This window comes from Rhodoferax ferrireducens, assembly GCF_003347515.1.
Lineage (GTDB): Bacteria > Pseudomonadota > Gammaproteobacteria > Burkholderiales > Burkholderiaceae_C > Rhodoferax.
On record NZ_QEII01000300.1, the window covers coordinates 12,533 to 31,426 of the forward strand.

Annotated in this window: 12 protein-coding genes; 2 read left to right on the top strand and 10 right to left on the bottom strand. The window is 59.0% G+C overall.

Annotation, left to right across the window (positions count from 1 at the left end; translation table 11 throughout):
- Positions 1 to 122 precede the first annotated feature (122 nt).
- The 10 genes from C5P05_RS22585 to C5P05_RS22630 form a co-directional block, all read right to left on the bottom strand.
- The gene (locus C5P05_RS22585) at positions 123 to 2,510 is read right to left on the bottom strand and encodes a DNA internalization-related competence protein ComEC/Rec2 (protein WP_114972110.1); all 2,388 of its coding nucleotides are present in this window, start codon (positions 2,508 to 2,510) and stop codon (positions 123 to 125) included.
- 48 nt (positions 2,511 to 2,558) lie between these two features.
- A complete protein-coding gene (locus C5P05_RS22590) occupies positions 2,559 to 4,712 on the bottom strand; it encodes a putative bifunctional diguanylate cyclase/phosphodiesterase (protein ID WP_114972111.1) in 2,154 nt (717 codons plus the stop codon).
- A complete protein-coding gene (locus C5P05_RS22595; protein ID WP_114972112.1) occupies positions 4,709 to 5,473 on the bottom strand; it encodes an MBL fold metallo-hydrolase in 765 nt (254 codons plus the stop codon). Before C5P05_RS22595 ends, C5P05_RS22590 begins: the two co-directional genes overlap by 4 nt.
- 197 nt (positions 5,474 to 5,670) lie before the next feature.
- Positions 5,671 to 6,120, bottom strand: coding sequence for a nitrate reductase cytochrome c-type subunit (locus C5P05_RS22600; protein WP_157979430.1), 450 nt, complete (start codon positions 6,118 to 6,120; stop codon positions 5,671 to 5,673).
- A gap of 34 nt (positions 6,121 to 6,154) precedes the next feature.
- Positions 6,155 to 7,039 (bottom strand): quinol dehydrogenase ferredoxin subunit NapH, encoded by an 885-nt coding sequence (napH, locus tag C5P05_RS22605; protein WP_232834627.1) that lies wholly within the window; start codon positions 7,037 to 7,039, stop codon positions 6,155 to 6,157.
- Between the two features lie 8 nt (positions 7,040 to 7,047).
- Positions 7,048 to 7,848 (bottom strand): ferredoxin-type protein NapG, encoded by an 801-nt coding sequence (napG, locus tag C5P05_RS22610; protein WP_114972115.1) that lies wholly within the window; start codon positions 7,846 to 7,848, stop codon positions 7,048 to 7,050.
- 18 nt (positions 7,849 to 7,866) lie between these two features.
- The gene (gene napA / locus C5P05_RS22615; protein ID WP_114972116.1) at positions 7,867 to 10,389 is read right to left on the bottom strand and encodes a nitrate reductase catalytic subunit NapA; all 2,523 of its coding nucleotides are present in this window, start codon (positions 10,387 to 10,389) and stop codon (positions 7,867 to 7,869) included.
- On the bottom strand, positions 10,380 to 10,640 hold the full coding sequence (locus C5P05_RS22620) for a chaperone NapD (RefSeq protein WP_157979431.1): 261 nt from the start codon (positions 10,638 to 10,640) through the stop codon (positions 10,380 to 10,382). Before C5P05_RS22620 ends, napA begins: the two co-directional genes overlap by 10 nt.
- Before the next feature lie 253 nt (positions 10,641 to 10,893).
- A complete protein-coding gene (locus C5P05_RS22625; RefSeq protein ID WP_114972118.1) occupies positions 10,894 to 11,718 on the bottom strand; it encodes an HDOD domain-containing protein in 825 nt (274 codons plus the stop codon).
- A gap of 66 nt (positions 11,719 to 11,784) precedes the next feature.
- On the bottom strand, positions 11,785 to 14,208 hold the full coding sequence (locus C5P05_RS22630) for a Tex family protein (RefSeq protein ID WP_114972119.1): 2,424 nt from the start codon (positions 14,206 to 14,208) through the stop codon (positions 11,785 to 11,787).
- Between the two features lie 278 nt (positions 14,209 to 14,486).
- Here C5P05_RS22630 and C5P05_RS22635 point away from each other — a divergent pair, with 278 nt between their 5' ends.
- Positions 14,487 to 15,269, top strand: a complete 783-nt coding sequence (locus C5P05_RS22635; RefSeq protein ID WP_198674832.1) for a hypothetical protein — start codon at positions 14,487 to 14,489, stop codon at positions 15,267 to 15,269.
- Positions 15,270 to 15,624: 355 nt separating this feature from the next.
- Positions 15,625 to 18,609: a putative bifunctional diguanylate cyclase/phosphodiesterase gene (locus tag C5P05_RS22640; RefSeq protein ID WP_232834628.1), complete on the top strand. Its 2,985-nt coding sequence runs from the start codon at positions 15,625 to 15,627 to the stop codon at positions 18,607 to 18,609.
- Positions 18,610 to 18,894 lie beyond the last annotated feature (285 nt).

Here is an 18,894-nt window from a genome sequence, read left to right on the forward strand (position 1 = left end):
CAAGCTTTGCGCCAAGCATCCTGAAACTTTTTGGGCCGTTCGATAAATTCGTCATTGGATTGCCGCGCTACGCTCGCAATGACGGAATGTGGACTGAGTGAAACGCCCAAATAGGTGTGCCTCTATGGCACGCGATGATGCCAATAACGCAAGGCTTGCGCGCGCTGACATTGGACGACCTCCGCTTGGGCCGACTGCCAGGTCGCCGCACCACAATGGGGCGAATCCACGACGCGTATATGACGCTCCTCGTAACGCACCAAAACAGGCTCTGCCGGGTGGCCAAAGCGGTTGCGGTAGCCGGCCTGCACCAGCGCAATCTGCGGCTGCGCGGCGTCCAGAAAGGCGGCGCTGCTGGAGGTTTTACTGCCGTGGTGCGGTACCAGCAGCACATCCACTTTGAGTGCGGCGCCCTCACCGACCAGCCGTGCTTCCTGCGCCAGTTCAATATCGCCCGCCAGCAGCGCCGACTGCACGCCATTGGAGATGCGCAGGGTGCAGCTCATGGTGTTGGATTTATGGCCGGCCGCATAGTCTTCGGCGCGCGGGTGCAGTACTTCGAAATCGACACCGTCCCAGCGCCAGCGCTGCCCCGCCAAGCAGCGGGTGGCCCTGCGCACAGCCTGCAGCTCATGATCGTCTTCTATGGAGCTCAGCAACGCGGCTTGAGGCTGCATCGCCAACACCGCCAGGGCGCCGCCGACGTGATCGCTGTCACGGTGGCTGAGCATCAGCGTGTCGACACGGACATCGAGCGCGCGCAATAGTGGCACCAGCACGCGGTGGCCAGCGTCGCTCTCGCGGCTAAAACGCGGCCCGGCGTCATACACCAGCGCATGGCTGGCCGTGCGCACAATGACGGCATTGCCCTGCCCGATGTCAGCGGCCAGCAATTCGAACTCCCCCATGGCCGGGCGCGGCGCCTGCCACAGCAGGACCGGCAACATCAAGGGCAAGCCGGACAGCCGCAGGCTCCAGGGCAACTGCGTGGCCAGCAACAGGCCACCCAAAACACCCGCAACCCCGGCCCACAAGGGCGCTTGTGCAATCGAAATGGAGGCCCACGGCAAGGCGGCCAGGAGATGCAGGTACCAAGCCAGTGCGGCAATCGCCCAGGACGCTACATCCCACAGCGGTGCCGCGAACACCCCCAACATGGCCAGCGGCGTCACCACCAGCGTTACCCAGGGAATTGCCAGCGCATTGGCGATCAAGCCCACCACCGAGACCTGCCCAAAGAGCAGCAAAGTCAGCGGCGTCAAAGCCAGGGTGACCACCCATTGCTCCCGAAACATTGAATAAAACCGGCCTCCAGCCCCCGTCTTGTCAGCGCCAGTAACTCCTGAATCTGTAGCAAACAGCACGCCGACAGCGACAAAGCTCAACCAGAACCCGGCCTGCAGCAAGGCCCACGGATCAATCGCCACCACCACCGCGCAGACCAACAGCCACACATGCGGCCACGGCCAGCGCTTGCCCGACAACCGCAACAGACCCACGGTGGCCAGCATCAGCACCGTACGTTGCGAGGGCACACCCCAGCCGCTGAATAAGGCATAGGCAGCAGCCAGCAGCACGCCACCGCCCAAGGCCGCGCTGGGCGCCGGCAGCCACAGGCAAAGACGGCTTGAGCGTCGCCACAACCAGCCCACCGCCAGGGCCGCCGCCCAGGCAAACATGGTGACGTGAACGCCTGAGATTGCCATCAGGTGGGCCACGCCTGTCGCCCGGAAGATATCCCAGTCGGCGCGGTCAATGGCATTCTGGTCGCCCACCACCAGGGCAGCAATGAGGCCGGCGTATTTGGGTTCGCTTACCCGCTCAAAAATCCGGTCGCGTACCTGCTGGCGTGCGCGCTCCACCGGGTGCCAGCCGGTTTGGCCCAGCCGCTGCGGTGCCGGATCTTTGGCACCGGCGCGCACATAACCGGTGGCCTGCAATCCCTGCTCCCACAGCCAGAGTTCATAGTCGAAGCCATAAGGGTTGCTGCCGCCGTGCGCCACCTTGAGGCGTACCGTCATCTGCCAGCGCTCTCCGGCCTCGATCGGTGCCGGCTGGCGTTGCAGTTCGCCTACAGCACCACCGCCACCGAAAACCCCTGAATACCAGCCCAGGTAAATACGGGGTGGCAAGTGAACCGCTTGGCCCAGCAGCTGCGCCGACTCCACGTCCAGGCGAAAGCGCAGACCCGCCTCGTTGCGCTGCGGCATGGCTGCAATCACCCCCGTCACCACCACGTCTCGCCCTTCAAGCCCATTGTCCAGCGCATCGTTCAAGAAGACCGAAGCGCGCAGCCCGGTCACACCCAACGCGAACAGGCCAAAGGCCACGGTAAGCAGCGCGATACGCCCATGAATTACTACTGATTTAATAGCTTCTAACGCATAAAACACGAGGGCCAGCAGCAGAAAACACCCATAAACCGGCCAGGAGTACAGGCTCGCCTGCTGCAGTTGCAGGGCCGTGCCCAGCACAAAGGCCAACAGCGCCGGGAAAATTAGCCGTGCCATTTCGAGGCTGTCATGCGGGGCTGAAATGTGCGGCGGTAAGCAGGCGGTCTATTTACGCGTCATCTCGCGCGTGGGCATGCTGATGTGAAAGCCTTGGGCATAGTTGATGCCCATGTCCTTGAGTGCATCAAAGATCGCCTGATTCTCGACAAACTCCGCCACCGTCTGAATGCCAATGTCCTGACACAGCCGGGAAAGATTGTGAACCAGCGCGTAGTCAATCTTGGAATTGAGAATATTGCGCACGAAAGCGCCATCGATCTTGACGTATTCGAACTGCAGTTCGCGCAGGTAGTGAAAGGAGTTGTAGCCGCTGCCGAAATCGTCCAGCGCAAAGGCAAAGCCTTTCTGGCGCAGATTGGTCAGGAACTTGCGCATATTGGTCATATCGCCGATGGCGTCGCGTTCCAGGACTTCAAAAACGATGCATTCCGGCGGAATCTCCAGCGTGTTGCACAACTCCTCGGCGTAGCCCAGGATGCCGCGCCCCTGGATCTCCTGCGCCGACAGGTTGAGAAACAGCTTGATGCCCGGCGAATCCGACACCATGCGCTCGCGCTTCGCCTGGAACGCCTTGCTGATGATGATACGGTCAAGTTCGCGCCCCATGCCGTACTTTTCCATCGTCTCGATGAAGATGCCGGCGGAGAGGATTTCGCCACTCGGTTCGATCAGCCGCGCCAGCGTTTCGCAGGCGAACAATTCGCCCGTGCGGCAATCGACGATGCTATGGTAATACGGAACAATGCGATCCTGCTGCAATGCCTCGCGCAGTTTTTCTGCATGGTCGCGGGTATTGCGGCTGCCCTCGACCCGCCCTTGCAGTGAATCGAGCGTGCAAGCACTGTTCTTGCCCATTTCCTTGGCCCGGTACATCGCGACATCCGCCCCGGCCAGCAGATCGGACTCGTTCTGCGCGTCGACAGGATACGTGGCGATGCCGATTGAAACCGTCAAGTGGAAGTGCTTGCCGTCGGGGGCCGTGAAGACGCGCTCGCGCAAGGTGCGACCCAGGTTCGCAGCGACCGTGGCTGCCCCGGTGCGGCCGGTTTCCATCAGGATGACGGAAAATTCGTCGCCACCAATGCGCGCCGCCAGGTCGCCCTTGCGGATATGCTCGCGCAGGATTTCCGCCACCCCGCACAAGGCTTCATCGCCGGTCGCGTGACCATAGGAATCGTTGATGTCCTTGAAATCATCCAAATCAAGCATCAACAGGGAAAACTCGTGGCTGTGCCGCTCCGAGCGCCCGATTTCATATTCCAGGATGTTGTTGAAATGCCGGCGGTTGTAGAGGCCGGTCAGCGGGTCGTGCATGGCATAGTATTCCAGCTCGGTCAGCGTGCGCGCCAACAACTTGCTGGAGCCGACCACCATCACCATGACCGACAGAATGGAGCGCACCACGCTTTCCTCCTGGGCGCTCAGCTCGCCGCTGGCGACATAGGCCACACCCAGCAGTCCGGCCAGCTTGGGCGTGTGTTCCGGCACCGCGACCGTGATCATGCGCACCGCGTCGATGCTGTCGACCGGCCCGGTCACTTTGACAACGAACTCCTCGATGTCCAGCGGCGCATCGTTGGGCAGCATCAGGCTGGCGAGCATCTGCCGGGACAGCATGTCGCGCGCTGTTTTCTTCAAATCGTCGGCATAGTCACCGAGGTAGTAGAGAAAAAGGGAGAGACCGTGCTCCTCGGCGAACGCGATGTAGAAGAAGTTAAACGGAAAAATAGCGTGAAAGTCGGCCAGAATTTCCTGCACGAACTCCTTCCACTGCGCGACGTGCTCGTGCGACAGGATGATGCGCTCCAGCACCTTGCTCTGGCGCTCGAACAAGTCCTTTTCAATCAAGGTCGAAGCCAGGTTGGTCAAGGTCTCGTTGAACTCCTGCATCGTCGCCCGCACGTAGTTGCCGTTGCGGTGCCACTGGCGTTGCCGCTCATCCAGCAGAAGGTCGAGCGTGGCATCCAGGCGGGTACAGGCTTCCACCGCGCGCTCCAGTCGCTGGCTAAGTTCCGGCACCCCCACTTCCTCGGCAATGCTGCGCAAATCGGTGATCACTTCGTGGTGAACCTCCTTCACCAGCGCATTCAGGTTGCCGCCGAAAATCTTGGTGCGGGTCTGGCTTTCCAGCAAGGCCGCCATGCGATCGATGACGCGCAGGCGCACCCCCTCCAGGTGGCTGGGGAGAATGCTGTTCATTCGGAGAACCGCCCGCCGCTGTGCATCAGGTCAACGCCACATTGAAGGTCACGCAGCCAGTCCAGAAATTCGCGCACCGCGGTGCCGCGATAGATGGGCCCGTGCTGCGGCGCGATCATGTCAATTTCCAGCCCGGCGATGGTCTCCAGCCAGCAGCGGATGGCCTTGTTGGAGCACATATAGCGGCGGTGGAAGCCTTCGATATAGGGCAGATGGCTTTTGAAATCACCGACATAGGCGTCGTCCTTGTCCATGGGCATCATGGCCGCACCGATATCGCCGGTGAACAGGATTTTCGACACCGGATCGTAGACGTTGATCTGGCCTTCCGAATGCAGAAAGTGCGCGGGAACGATTTTGAGGTTGAAGCCCGGCGCCACCTCGCAATCCATGCCTGCATCCGGCACGCCGACAAATTGCGACATATCCTTCAGACCATAGTGCGGCAGGAAGCGCATCCAGATGCGGGAGATATACACCGGCGCCTTGATCAGCTCCAGCCAAGTGGCAATACCGCCCACAATGTCGGGGTCCTGGTGGGAAAGAAAGATACCGCGAACTTTGTCGGGCGGAAGATAGCGCAGCATCTCGGCCAGCACACGCGGCATCACACCGAAACCGCCCGGATCAAGCAACACACCGGCATCTTCATGCACGACCAGATACTGGTTGGAACGAACGCCGTCCTCCTCGCCCGGCTCGCTTTCATTGAGCAGGATGAACTTGTGAGTTTCGGATTCGAACAGCTTGATGTTGCGCATTTTTCTTCTCATGGTGTCCGCCAAAACTCGTGTTTAAAAAGAGTTTTAACAGATCAATTCTTGAAACGAAGCGCGATGCCACCGGATGCAAAAAACTCAACATCGAAGCGGCTGCGCTTTTCCCCTACTGAAGATGGGGTTTTGAATATAGCGCATTTTATTTCCGCTCTTGAGGCGATTGCCGAGTCCCTGCCGCGTCACTGTCCGACGTTACCTTTGAAGACGTTCTCCACCAGGGGCTTGGCATCGATTTGCGGCACGTGGCAGGAGTTGCACTGCCAGCGCTGCATGTCCAGCACTTGGGCGGCATTGGTGCTGGCGGGTTGGACAAAATGACTCTTGCCTGCGCGCGGTATTTTCTGGCCTCTGAATTCGGTGTGGCTGTGGCAATCCAGGCAGGCGTTTTCCGTGGCGGTGATTTCATCGAAACCGTCAACCTTGTGCGGAATCAGGGGCGGTTGTTCCTTGAAGGTGCGCACAATGAGCGCCTGTTGACCCGGCTTGCTTCCGACATACGGCTGCACGATGGGCGCGTTGTCAATGCTTGTGACATCGCTGCCGCGAATGCTGTTGACCTGCTGTGCAGTACTCCAGCATGAGGCCAGAGACAGCACAGCAGCCAGCGAGATTTTCAGGGTCATCTTCATGATGGGAACTCCACGTGTAAAAAAGTCTTTGAAGTCAGAGCGACAACTTGTCGCTGCCGGACGGGGTTGAAGGCTTTGGAGCGAAGCGGCCACCAAAGCTGAAAACATCTTTTGAACAGACATCGATGCAGCGCCCGCAGTTGCTGCAATCGCTTGAGAGAATCACCGGGTTCGTGCCCTTGGCTGCGCCTTTGAGTGGCATGCGGATCACCTGCTGCTCGGGACACACGGCAAAACAATCCAGGCAGTTGTTGCAGGCCTCGCGTTGGTTCGCCGACACGCGCACCAGGCTGAACCGTCCCAAGAGACTGTAAAAAGCGCCGACCGGGCACAGGTGGCCACACCAGCCCCGTTTCATGACGAACAGGTCAAGCAAAAAGATCGCGCCTATCAGCAGCCAACCCGCGCCCATGCCGAAAATCAGGCCCCGGTGCAGCATGGACACGGGATTGACCAGTTCCCAGACGATGCTGCCCGTGGTGGCGGCCAGCACCACAATCAGGGTCAGCATCCAGTAGCGGGTCTGGCGCGGCATATCGCCGCCACCCCGGATGTCAAGCTTGCGCCGCAGCGCACTGGCCGCGTCGGTGACGATATTGACCGGACAGACCCAGGCGCAGTAGCTGCGGCCGCCGACCAACAGATAAAACAACAGGACCAGCACCGCGCCGATGATCGCGTTACGCTCTGGCGTATGTGCGGTGACCAGCGATTGCAGCAGCACCAGCGGGTCGGTCAGCGGCACGGTGTTGAGGGTCAGGCTGTAATTCAGGTTGCCTTTGACCAGCCACCAGCCGAACCACGGGCCCAGCAAAAACAAGCTCAGGAGGCTCAGCTGCGAGACACGCCGCAGCAGCAGCCAACGGTGCGCACCCCACCAACCCTTGGCCTCCCGTGCTTCCTGACCAACGCTATTCACGGCGGGGCTCATCGAGGCGCCTCATTGGAGATTGCGCTACCCGGATCGGAGTGCCCCGGCAGTTGCATGCCCTTGGGCATGCGATCGGGCAAATCAACGAGGCTTCTATCCTCGACCAAAGACTTGCCGGCCTTGCGCTTTTCGTCCCAGCCCAGCCGGTAATGCGCGCCCAGTTCACCCTTGGCCAGTTTGACCGGGTAGACCTTGATGGCAGCCACCTCCAGCACGCACGAAGCCTCGCATTTGCCGCAGCCGGTGCATTGCGCTGAATGCACGGTGGGCAAAAACATGGCGTGTTTGGCCGTGCGCTCGTTGTGCTGCAAATCCAGCGTGATCGCCTTGTCGATTGCCGGGCAGACGCGATAGCACACGTCGCAGCGCAAGCCCTGAAAGTTCAGACAGGTTTCATGGTCCACCAGCACCGCCAGGCCCATCCTGGCCAGGGTGATGTCGGTCAGCTTGGGGTCCAGCGCCCCGGTGGGACAGGCCTTGACACAGGGAATGTCCTCGCACATCTCGCACGGCTTGGTGCGGGCCACAAAAAAAGGCGTTCCGGTCGCCACTGGCAGCGCCGGTGTGGCGAGTTGGAGTATGTCGTAGGGGCAGTCACGCACGCACAGGCCGCAACGGATGCAGGCGGACTGAAAGTCCTGCTCGGTCCCCGCACCGGGTGGCCGAATCGCGCCTGCGGGCAAGGCCCTGGCCTGTTGGCCATACAAGCCCAGGCCCAAGCCAATCGCACCCACGCCGCAGGCCATCTTCGCGGAATCGAAGATGAACTGGCGACGTGCGGTGGCAGGCGTTTTCATGGCGTCAAATCCAGGCCGTCAAGCTTTGACCACCTTGCAAGCGCACTTCTTGAAATCGGTCTCTTTCGAAATCGGGCAAGTGGCATCCAGCGTCAGCTTGTTCACCAGGCGGTGCTCGTCAAAAAAGGGCATGAAAACCAGGCCTTGGGGCGGTTTGTTGCGACCCCGGGTTTCCACCTTGGTGCTGATCTCCCCGCGCCGGCTGGACACCTTGACCGTATCGCCGCGTTGCAGGCCGCGCTTCTTGGCGTCCTCGGGATGCATGTAAAGCCAGGCATCGGGCATGGCGCGGTACAACTCAGGCACGCGTCGTGTCATGGAGCCTGTGTGCCAGTGTTCAATGACGCGACCGGTGGACAACCACAAATCAAACTCAGCGTCGGGGGCTTCGGCCGCGGGCTGGTAAGGCAGGGCAAAGATCCAGGCCTTGCCGTCGGGCTTGCCATAGAACTTGACGCCTTCACCTTTTTTCACATACGGATCGAAGCCCTCGCGAAAGCGCCACAAGGTTTCCTTGCTGTCGACCACGGGCCAGCGCAGACCGCGGGCCTTGTGGTAGGTGTCAAACGGTGCCAAGTCGTGCGCATGGCCGCGTCCAAATTCCGCGTATTCCTCGAACAGACCTTTTTGCAGATAAAAACCAAGCTCTTTGGACTCGTCGTTCTCGAAGCCTTTCTGGATTTCCGTCACCGGAAATTTATTCACCTGACCGTTGGCGTAGAGCACCTCATACAAGGTCTTGCCCTTGAGTTCGGGAGACTTCTCCAGCAGCTCGGCGGGCCACACCTCGTCGACCTTGAAACGCTTGGAAAACTCGATGTACTGCCACAGGTCTGACTTGGCCTTGCCCGGTGCCCTGACCTGTTGCCGCCAAAATTGGGTGCGACGTTCGGCATTGCCGAAGGCACCTTCCTTTTCCACCCACATGGCCGACGGCAGAATCAGGTCCGCCGCCAGGGCGGAAACGGTGGGGTAACAGTCGGACACCACGATAAAGTTGGCCGGGTTGCGAAACCCCGGCCAAATTTCGCCGTTGATGTTGGGCCCGGCCTGCATGTTGTTGGTGGTCGAGGTCCAGTAAAAATTGAGCTTGCCGTCCTTGAGCGCACGGCTTTGCGCCACCGCATGCAGACCCACCCAATCCGGCACCGTGCCGGCGGGCAGCTTCCATTGCTTCTCAGTGATTTCGCGATGCTTCGGATTGGTCACCTCCATATCCGCCGGCAACCGGTGGGCAAAGGTACCGACTTCGCGCGCCGTGCCACAGGCCGACGGCTGGCCGGTGAGCGAAAACGGTCCGTTGCCGGGTTCCGAAATCTTGCCCGTCAGCAAATGCACGTTGTAAATCATGTTGTTGGCCCACGAACCACGCGTGTGTTGGTTGAACCCCATGGTCCAGTAAGACACGATCTTGGTTTTCGGGTCGGCGTAGGTGCGGGCCAGGGCTTCGAGTTTGTCCTTGGGCACGCCGGAAATCTCGTGCGCCTTGTCCAGCGTGTACTCGGACACAAACTGTTTGAATTCATCAAACGTCATGGGCGCTGATGCGCCAGGGTTACCCTTGGGTTTGCCGTCCGCGCCGGGGTAACCGTTGTTGTTGGCCACTTGCTCCAAAGGGTGATTGGGACGTAAGCCGTAGCCAATGTCCGTGACACCCCGGCGGAAGTTCACGTTCTTCTTCACAAACTCTTCATTGACCGAACCGCTTTGGATGATGTGGTTGCAGATGTAGTTCAGGATGGCCAGATCGGACTGCGGTTTGAAGATCAGTTCGTTGTCGGCCAGCTCGCACGAACGGTGCGTGAAAGTGGACAACACATGCAGTTTCACGTGCTTGGCAGTGAGGCGCCGGTCGGTGACGCGCGACCACAGAATCGGGTGCATCTCGGCCATGTTGGAGCCCCACAGCACAAAGGCATCCGCGTGCTCGGCGTCGTCGTAGCAACCCATGGGCTCATCAATGCCGAAGGTGCGCATGAAACCGGCCACGGCCGAAGCCATGCAGTGACGTGCATTCGGATCGATATTGTTCGAACGAAACCCGGCCTTGAACAGTTTGACGGCCGCGTAGCCCTCCCAGATGGTCCACTGACCGGAGCCGAACATGCCAATGGATTTCGGACCGCCCGCCTTGAGTGCGGACTTGCACTTCTCTTCCATGATGTCGAACGCCTGCGGCCAGCTGATGTGGGCGAACTCACCATTCTTGTCGAACTTGCCGTTCTTCATGCGCAAGAGCGGCTCGGTGAGACGATCCTTGCCGTACATGATCTTGGACAGGAAATAACCTTTGATGCAGTTCAGGCCCTTGTTCACGGGCGCGTCAGGATCTCCCTGGGTGGCGACCACGCGGTTGTCTTTGACCCCGATGAGCACGCCGCAGCCGGTGCCGCAAAAGCGGCACACGCCTTTGTCCCAGCGCACCCCGTCGCTGGTGCCGGATTGCGCCAGCGCTTGCGCGCCTGGCACGCTGATGCCGATCACGGTGGCGGCGGCGGTGACAGCGTTGGCCTTGATGAGATCACGACGGGTTACTTGCATTTCATTAGCTCCTGGTCAGGGTTGGATTCGGTTTGCTGAAAAATCATGGCGATGGAGAGAACACCATTCATGCGTTCAATGGCCTCGTAGGCATCGACGGCACTGCGATCGTTTTCGCTCTCGATGGTGACGATGAGTTTTCCGTCATCGGTGCTCGCGTGGATTTCCACGCCCTGCACTTGGGCTAAATGCGCACGCAAGGCCTGTTCTTGGCCCGGCTTGGCATACACGATGGCGCTGGAAATATTCAAAACGCTGCCTCCCAAAGTAGTCCGCGCGGTGCGCGGAAAATTGGTTTAAAAACCAAAGCCCACTTTAGTTACAGGGAATAGAAGAATCATTAATCTGCGTTAATAATTCAGGGTAAACCCGAAGTTCTCTGAAGAGGAAGCAGCAGGTTTGATTCAGGACAGATTGGCGCGCAGCGACAGTCCAGAAATGGGCGGAGAAATTAGCAACTCACGGGCCAGCTTGAACCCATGACGCACGCAGGCGCGCCAGTCCCTAGAGCAGAGGCCGGCCCGGCGTCTGGACCGACCAATCGATGGGGTCCTGCTGCAGCACCATGTCGATGTCGAGCCCCAGCACCTCGCCCACCGGGCCCGGAAAGGTCACCGCAAGGGCCTTGTCGGACAGCTCGGCCTCTTTGGCGCGCGCCCGCCAGGTGGCCAGATGGATGACACCCGCCAAGGGTTCGTAGACATTGTTTTCAAACGGCGCGTACTGATGCTCCAGCGCATCCACAAGAGGCTGCGGAATGTGCCATTGGCGGGCAAACCCAGCGCCCACCTGGGCATAGCAAAAACCAAAAGCCTTGGTTTCCGCCTTTGCGCGGCGCAGGTCCAGCGGGGGAACATCACGGTCCAGCGCAGCCACCTCGTCGGGCATGCCCATGTGCATGGCCAGTTCGCCTACCGCGTGAATCAGGCCGCCGGTAAAAGCCGCCTGCTGGTTCTGCCGCACCACGCCCGCCAGGGAGCGGGCCAGCTTGGCTACATTCAGGCTGTAGGCCCAAAACTGCTGCAGATTAATGCCCGGCACCGCCTTGAAGGAGGCGCCCGAGGCCGCTGCCGCCGCCATGGTCCGCACATGACCCAGTCCCAGAATCGCCAGGGCTTCGGAAACACTGCTGATCTTGCCGGACAGCTTGAAAAAGCCCGAGTTGGCCAGTTGCAGCAGACGCGTCGTCAAGGCCGGATCGGTGCTGATGAGCTGGGTGATTTTTTTCAGGTCAGGCTCATCTTGATCAAACTCGCTGAGCAAGAGCGCAAGCACCTTGGGAATGCTGGGCAGCACGAACTGTGACGCCAGCAGGGCATTCAGTTCCATGGCAACTCCGTTAACAAATTCCGTTGATGAATGAACCTGATTGAAACATTATGTATCAGCGCTGTTTTAACGGCCAGCGCCCTTGAGCTTGGCAAACGCCGAGGACATGGCGTTGGATTGCGGCGCGTTGGTGGCGTTATATGCGCCCTGCCCGCCCGGCCGGCCACGCTGGTTGTTGGTCGCGCCCTGGAAGCGGTTGTCGCCGGGGGCGTCACGCCGTGCGGGTGCCGCGCCCAGTTTCATGGTCAGAGCAATGCGTTTGCGCGCCACGTCCACCTCCACCACCTGCACCTTGACGATGTCGCCGGTTTTGACGATCTCTCGGGCATCGGTGACAAACTTGTGCGCCAACTGGCTGACGTGGACCAATCCGTCCTGGTGCACGCCCAGATCGACAAACGCGCCAAAGGCCGCCACATTGCTGACCGTGCCCTCCAGAATCATGCCCTCTTTCAAGTCCTTGATGTCGTCCACGCCTTCATTGAAACGCGCCACCTTGAAGTCAGGCCGTGGATCACGGCCTGGTTTCTCCAGCTCGCCCAGAATGTCCTTGACCGTGATGACACCGAACTGCGCATTGGCAAACAGTTCAGGTTTGAGGACTTTGAGCATGTCGGCCCGGCCCATCAGCTCGGCCACCGGCTTGGCCGTGTGCAGCATGATTTTCTCGACCACCGGGTAGGTCTCGGGGTGCACGCCGGTCATGTCCAGCGGATTGTCGCCACCCCGAATGCGCAGGAAACCGGCACTTTGCTCGAAAGTCTTGGCGCCCAGGCCCGTCACCTGCATCAGTTGCTGGCGATTATTGAAGGCGCCATTGGCCTCGCGCCAGCGCACCACGGCCTTGGCGACACTGCCGCTCAGGCCGGACACGCGCGACAGCAGCGGCACGCTGGCCGTGTTCAGGTCCACACCCACCGAGTTCACGCAGTCTTCCACCACGGCTTCCAGCGTCTTGGCCAGTTCGCTCTGATTCACGTCGTGCTGGTACTGGCCGACGCCAATCGATTTGGGATCGATCTTGACCAGCTCGGCCAGCGGATCCTGCAGGCGGCGCGCAATGCTGGCGGCGCCGCGCAGGCTGACGTCCACATCCGGCATTTCCTGCGAAGCGAATTCGCTGGCCGAGTAGACGGAAGCCCCGGCTTCGCTGACCACCACTTTTTCAATCAGGCGATCCGACACTTTGGCCATCAGCTTGATCAAATCGGCGGCCAGCTTGTCAGTTTCGCGGCTGGCCGTGCCGTTGCCAATCGCGATCAGATTCACGCCGTGCTTCTCGCACAGCTTGCCCAGAATGTGAAGCGAGCCCTCCCAGTCCTTGCGCGGCTCGTGCGGGAACACGGTGGAGGTTTCGACCAGCTTGCCCGTGGTATCGACCACCGCCACTTTGACGCCGGTGCGGATGCCGGGGTCCAGCCCGAGCACCACGCGCGGCCCGGCCGGAGCCGCCAGCAGCAAATCGCGCAGATTGTCGGCAAATACCTTGATGGCGACTTTTTCGGCGTCTTCACGCAGCCGGGTGAACAGGTCGCGCTCGGTGGATAAGCTCAGTTTGACGCGCCAGGTCCAGGCCACGCACTTGCGGATCAAATCGTCGGCGGCGCGCGCCTTGTGGCTCCAGCCCAGACGCAGCGCAATGCGACCCTCGGCCAGCGACACCACCGGCGTTGCTCTTGTTTTAATAGCTGCTTGCGCAGAAGCGACGGTGGCTAGAGGCTGATTTAACTCAGGAAGCACCAACTTGGCATCGAGAATCTCCAGCCCACGGCCGCGGAACACCGCCAGTGCGCGGTGCGAGGGCACGCGGCCAATCGGTTCGTCGTAGTCAAAGTAATCGCGAAACTTGGCCACATCGGCGTGGTTTTCGTCCTTGCCGTCCATGAGTTTGCTTTGAAACAGACCCTCTTGCCACAGCCATTCGCGCAGGTCCTGCACCACGGTGGCGTCTTCGGCCCAGCGCTCGCTTAAGCAGTCGCGCACGCCGTCCAGCACCGCCTGCACCGTGGAAAAATCGGGTTGCTTGTCTTCGCCCTCCACCACCGGCCGCATGGGGATCACGTAGGCCACGGCCTCGTCCGCCGGCACCAGATCGGGGTTGGCAAACAGCGCGTCGGCCAGAGGTTCCAGTCCGGCCTCGCGCGCCAGTTGCCCCTTGGTGCGACGTTTCAGCTTGAACGGCAAATACAGGTCTTCCAGCTCCTGTTTGGTGCTGGCGGCCACCAGTGCAGCCAGCAGCGCCGGTGTCATCTTGCCCTGCTCCTCAATGTTCTTGATCACCGTCTGCAGCCGGTCACGCAGCTCGCGCAAATAGCCCAGCCGGGCTTCCAGCTCGCGCAGCTGGATGTCGTCGAGACCATCGGTCACTTCCTTGCGGTAGCGGGCGATAAAGGGCACCGTGGCACCCCCATCCAACAGCTCAACGGCGGCCTGCACCTGCTTGGTCTGAACCCGGATTTCCTGCGCGATTTGCGCGATGATTTTCTGCATGACTGTATGAACCGCCAGCCTGACGCTGACTAAAACTGAAAAAGGGTGGCCAGTTTGCCACAGGAGGGTGGGCCAAGTACCCCTGTGGCGACTTGCGCAAAGGTGGACGCGCTTGTAGGAAAAAACCTACATGCACTGAAAAAACCCTTACATCCGGATTATCCAGACGCCGACATGAGTTCTTGATAGCCGCATCTACATTGACTTTCAGCGCATCAGACAACACCAATTTGGCTCGTCCGATGGGTCCAACCCACCTTACATCAAGGAGTGTCCTCATGAATCAGCACGCAATGTCTGCCGACTTCCAGCCTCATCGTATCGAAACGCGTCCATCCGGCGTCGACGCACTGACCGAACCCGCCATGACGAGGGAGTTGCTTCCGTTCACCGTCCGCTTGGTGCGCGACGAAGACGACTTGGACAAAGCAGTGCAGATTCGCCACTCGGCTTACGCACGCCATCTACCGGTTTTCGCTGAATCACTCAAAGCAGCCGAAACCGCTGATGCCGACAATGGCGTAGTGGTCTTGCTGGCCGAATCAAAACTGGATGGTTCCCCGCTGGGCACCATGCGCATCCAGACCAACCAGTTCAAGCCACTTTGCCTTGAACAGTCGGTCGAGTTGCCCGCATGGCTCAAGGCGCGGCCGCTGGCTGAGGCCACCCGCTTGGGCGTTACCGACGGCAAGGGCGGTCGTCTCGTGACCACAGTGCTGTTCAAGGCCTTTTATCAGTATTGTCTGCAGACCGGCATCGAATGGATGGTCGTCACCGGACGTGCTCCCGTCGACCGGATGTATGACCGACTGCTGTTTAAAGATGTGTTTCCGGGCATGGGCTACATTCCCTTTAGCCACGTCGGCAACCTGCCGCATCGCGTGATGTCCCTGGAAGTTGATGCCGTGGAGCCGAGCTGGGCCGCAGCAAAACAGCCACTTTATGACTTCTTCTTTCACACGCATCATCCGGATCTGGATGTCAGCGATCATCGCCAACCACTCACTGCGCCGCTAACGAGACAGCCCCGGCCAGCTCAATCTGCAATGCTTCCCATGTGAGTGGCCACGGCGGTCTGTCCGCACCGACCGCACCCAGCTAGCCAGCCATCTCTTTGCAAGGCGCACCAGCACAGTGCCCTTGCGCCTTTGCTCATCATAGGCAGTCGAATCTGAAGCAGTATGTTGGTTTTGTGACGACATACTCTAAATTCCCTTGTGGTTTTATCCCGACCGGTGTATGTTTATTTTGTAACAGCGTTTTACAAAACGTGAAATAAAGAAACAATAGGGTTCTTGAACCGCAGGCAAGGATGGCAAAGCATGTGGTTTTGATGATTTCCCAGCCAAACAAGACAGCGCCCGACGGCACCCAATCATGCCGAGCGAGGTATTCCAGTGCCGAGCAATAAACTAAATGCATAAATCATCAGAGTACTTCCGTAGTCAAATCGACAGTTTCAACAAGGGACTGGATCGGTTGCTGTACGGATTCTCGGCTTATGCGCTGCCTTTTTTTATCGGTCTGGCGTCTTTGCTGGCACTATTTGCCTGGAAAACACAATACCCTGTAGTTCACCCGCAAGCACTGGAAATTCAGGCCATCAAAGGCACGAACGGCCTGGTGGAACCCGCGCAAGTACTGGCGCATTTGCAGGGCCGCACGCTCAGCCCGCACTACGATACGCAGCGTTCGGAAGCCCCTTTCTGGTTTGCATTCAACGCCCCCGAAGAAGTGGATCGCACACCCTTGGTGGTTGAGTTTCCCTCGCGGCATGCAGTCGACATCGCATGCTGGGATGCGAGGACCCTCCATCCGCTTGGCAATGGCAGCCGCCTGAGCGCGGCCGGCAGCATCTCGCCGATCAAGGCCGGTTTTGCGCTCGCGCTCAGTCCATCCCTCAAAGACGGGCAGGTGCTGTGCCGCACCAGTGCCATCGGTCCGGCCCGTCTTTCGGCCCTGACATGGAAGGCCGCCGATTTGGAAATTTCTGCACAGGAATTTCAGCGCAAGTCCGGCCTGCTGGACGGTGGTCTCATCGTACTGGCCATTTTTGTGCTGATCACGGCTTTGATCAACCGAAACGGCTTGTACATCCTGTTCGCGGCATGGCTTGTGGTGAATTTAAGAATGGGCGCCAACTCTGCCGGATGGGACTCACAATGGCTGGGAAATACAGTACCTTACGATTGGCTGTTGGGCATTCGGCCGGTCACGCTTGCCTTGTATTACTTGCTGACAGTCACTCTCTTCAAAGTACTTTTCCGTGATGAATTGAGCAAAATCGGCTCCTTATTGATATTGCGGATTGCGCAGTGGACCTGCTTGCCTCTGCTGCTGCTTTCTGTCCTAGTTCCTTATCGGTCATTTCTGCCAATTCTTTGGGTCTGTGCCGGCCTGACCGTCGGGGTTCTGGTGTATTACCTGGCGCGTATTCTGTTGAAGACCCGTTCGCGGGTGGCCATGTGGTACAGCGCATCAATCAGCATCACGCTGATCGCCAGTTTTTCCGAAGTCCTTTTTGCAGCATTGGGAATCAAGGGCCTGATCGGATCGGTGAACTTCGTTACCGCAGCCCTATCGTCAAGCCTGCTTGCGGCCCTGGCGATTGCCGAACATATGCGCCAGGAGCACACGCAACGGCTGGAGGTTCAAGCTGAACTGAAGCACACCTTTGATGCCATGCCCATCGGTCTTTTCACCCTGGATCTGCGCGGTCGATTCATGAGCGCTAACCCGGCCCTGCTCGCCATGCTGAGTCCGAATGTGCTCTCGGACGGGGGCAATAGCTGGCAGCAGTATTTTGCCGACGGTGCCTGGACACAACTGCATCAGATGGTGTCTGACAAGACCGAAGATGAAATGGAAATCAACGGCAGGAAGATGCTTGGCTTCACGGATTCAAAACGCTTTCTCGTCAAGGCGACGCTAGCCCGCGACAGGATTGAAGGCTCATTGCAGGACGTCACCGAGAAATCCAGAGCCAGTGCCGATCTGTATTTTCTGGCCAACCACGATTCACTGACCAAAGTGCTTAATCGGCGCGGTATCGAAAAAGTGCTCAACGGCGCCATCGCCAAGCTGACCGAAGGCAACACCTTGGCGCTCGCCTACCTTGACCTCGACCGCTTCAAGCTGATCAATGATCTGTTCGGCCACGGCGCTGGCGACGACGTGTTGCAACAGGTGTGCAAGCGCGTGTCGAGCATGCTCTCGCGCGATCTTCAATTTGGCCGTGTCGGCGGCGATGAGTTTGTCATTGTGTTCCCTGAGACGCCCGTCGCGCTGGCCTCGATCCTGTGCCAGGGCATCGTCGACGCCATTGGCACACAGCCCTACCGCGTAGGTGACAAGGCCTTTTATGTGCGCGGCTCCATCGGACTCATTGAGGTCAGCACCGGCATGCAGTTCAATGACGCCATGTCGACGGCCGACCGCGCTTGTCGCCAAGCCAAATCCGCCAACGGCGGCGGACTGGTGGTGTATGAAAAGCATGCGATCGGGTTCCAGCAGCATGAAGCCGAACTCAAATTGATCGCGCTGCTCTCCACCAGTTCCGCCACCGATGGTCTGTATCTGGAAATGCAGCCCATCATGTCGCTCACAAAGCCGCACGAATCACTGAATTTTGAAGTGCTTTTGCGCATGCGTGACCCGGATGGCAAAGTGGTTCCTACAGACCGGCTGATTGCCGCAGCGGAAAGCAGTGGACGCATGGACATGATTGACCGCTGGGTCCTGACGACCACACTGGCCTGGCTCAACACCAACTACAGGGATATGACGCGCACAAAATTCGTCTGCATGAATTTGAGCGGTGCATCATTGAACGACGAGCGGTTTCTGCAGGAGGTGTACGCCATGCTTGAGAAGAACATGCACATCGTCGGCAAATTGTGCCTTGAGATCACCGAAAGCGTGGCCTTGCATGACCTCAAAAATACGCGGCGATTCGTTGACAAGGTGCGGGGCTACGGCGCCAAGGTAGCGCTGGACGACTTCGGCGCGGGGTACACCTCATTCTCGTACTTGAAGGAGTTCACGGCGGATCTGCTGAAGATTGACGGCAGCTTCATCGTCAACATGAACAAGCACCCGGCCAACATCGCCATCGTCGAAGCCATTGTCAGCCTGGCCAGAAACCTGGGTATGAAAGTGATTGCCGAATGGGCGGAAGACAACGCGACCGTGCAGACCCTGACCGAGATTGGCGTCGACTATGTGCAGGGATTTGCCGTCGCACGATCTCAGCATCCCGACAAAATGCTTTCAGCCGAGTCGTCAGCAAGTTTTATTCAGAATGCGGAACTTGCCCACTATGTGGCCTTGATTGGAAAGTCAGAGCACACGCTGGCCCAAGTGGATCTTTTTTCTGACGCGCGCGCCATCAATTTGCATTGACCCGGGCGTTCGGCTTCTGCGTTAAAGCTCCGACTTTGATAGCTGCTGTTGCTCAACACAATTGCTTTAGCGGCGATGTGACCCCAAAAAACCACTAGTTGTGACTCACTTGTCAGTACCGGTTTGACAAGGGGTAACAAAATGTTATATTGAAATTAATTAATTCAACTTGATAGGGGTTTTAAGTTGAATTTTTGGATAATTCGGTGTCAAGTCCAGTTAAAAAAATGCGCTGAACTTGTTGTTTCTGGTCTCCGTTACGCGTTTACTGTCTGGCAATTTATT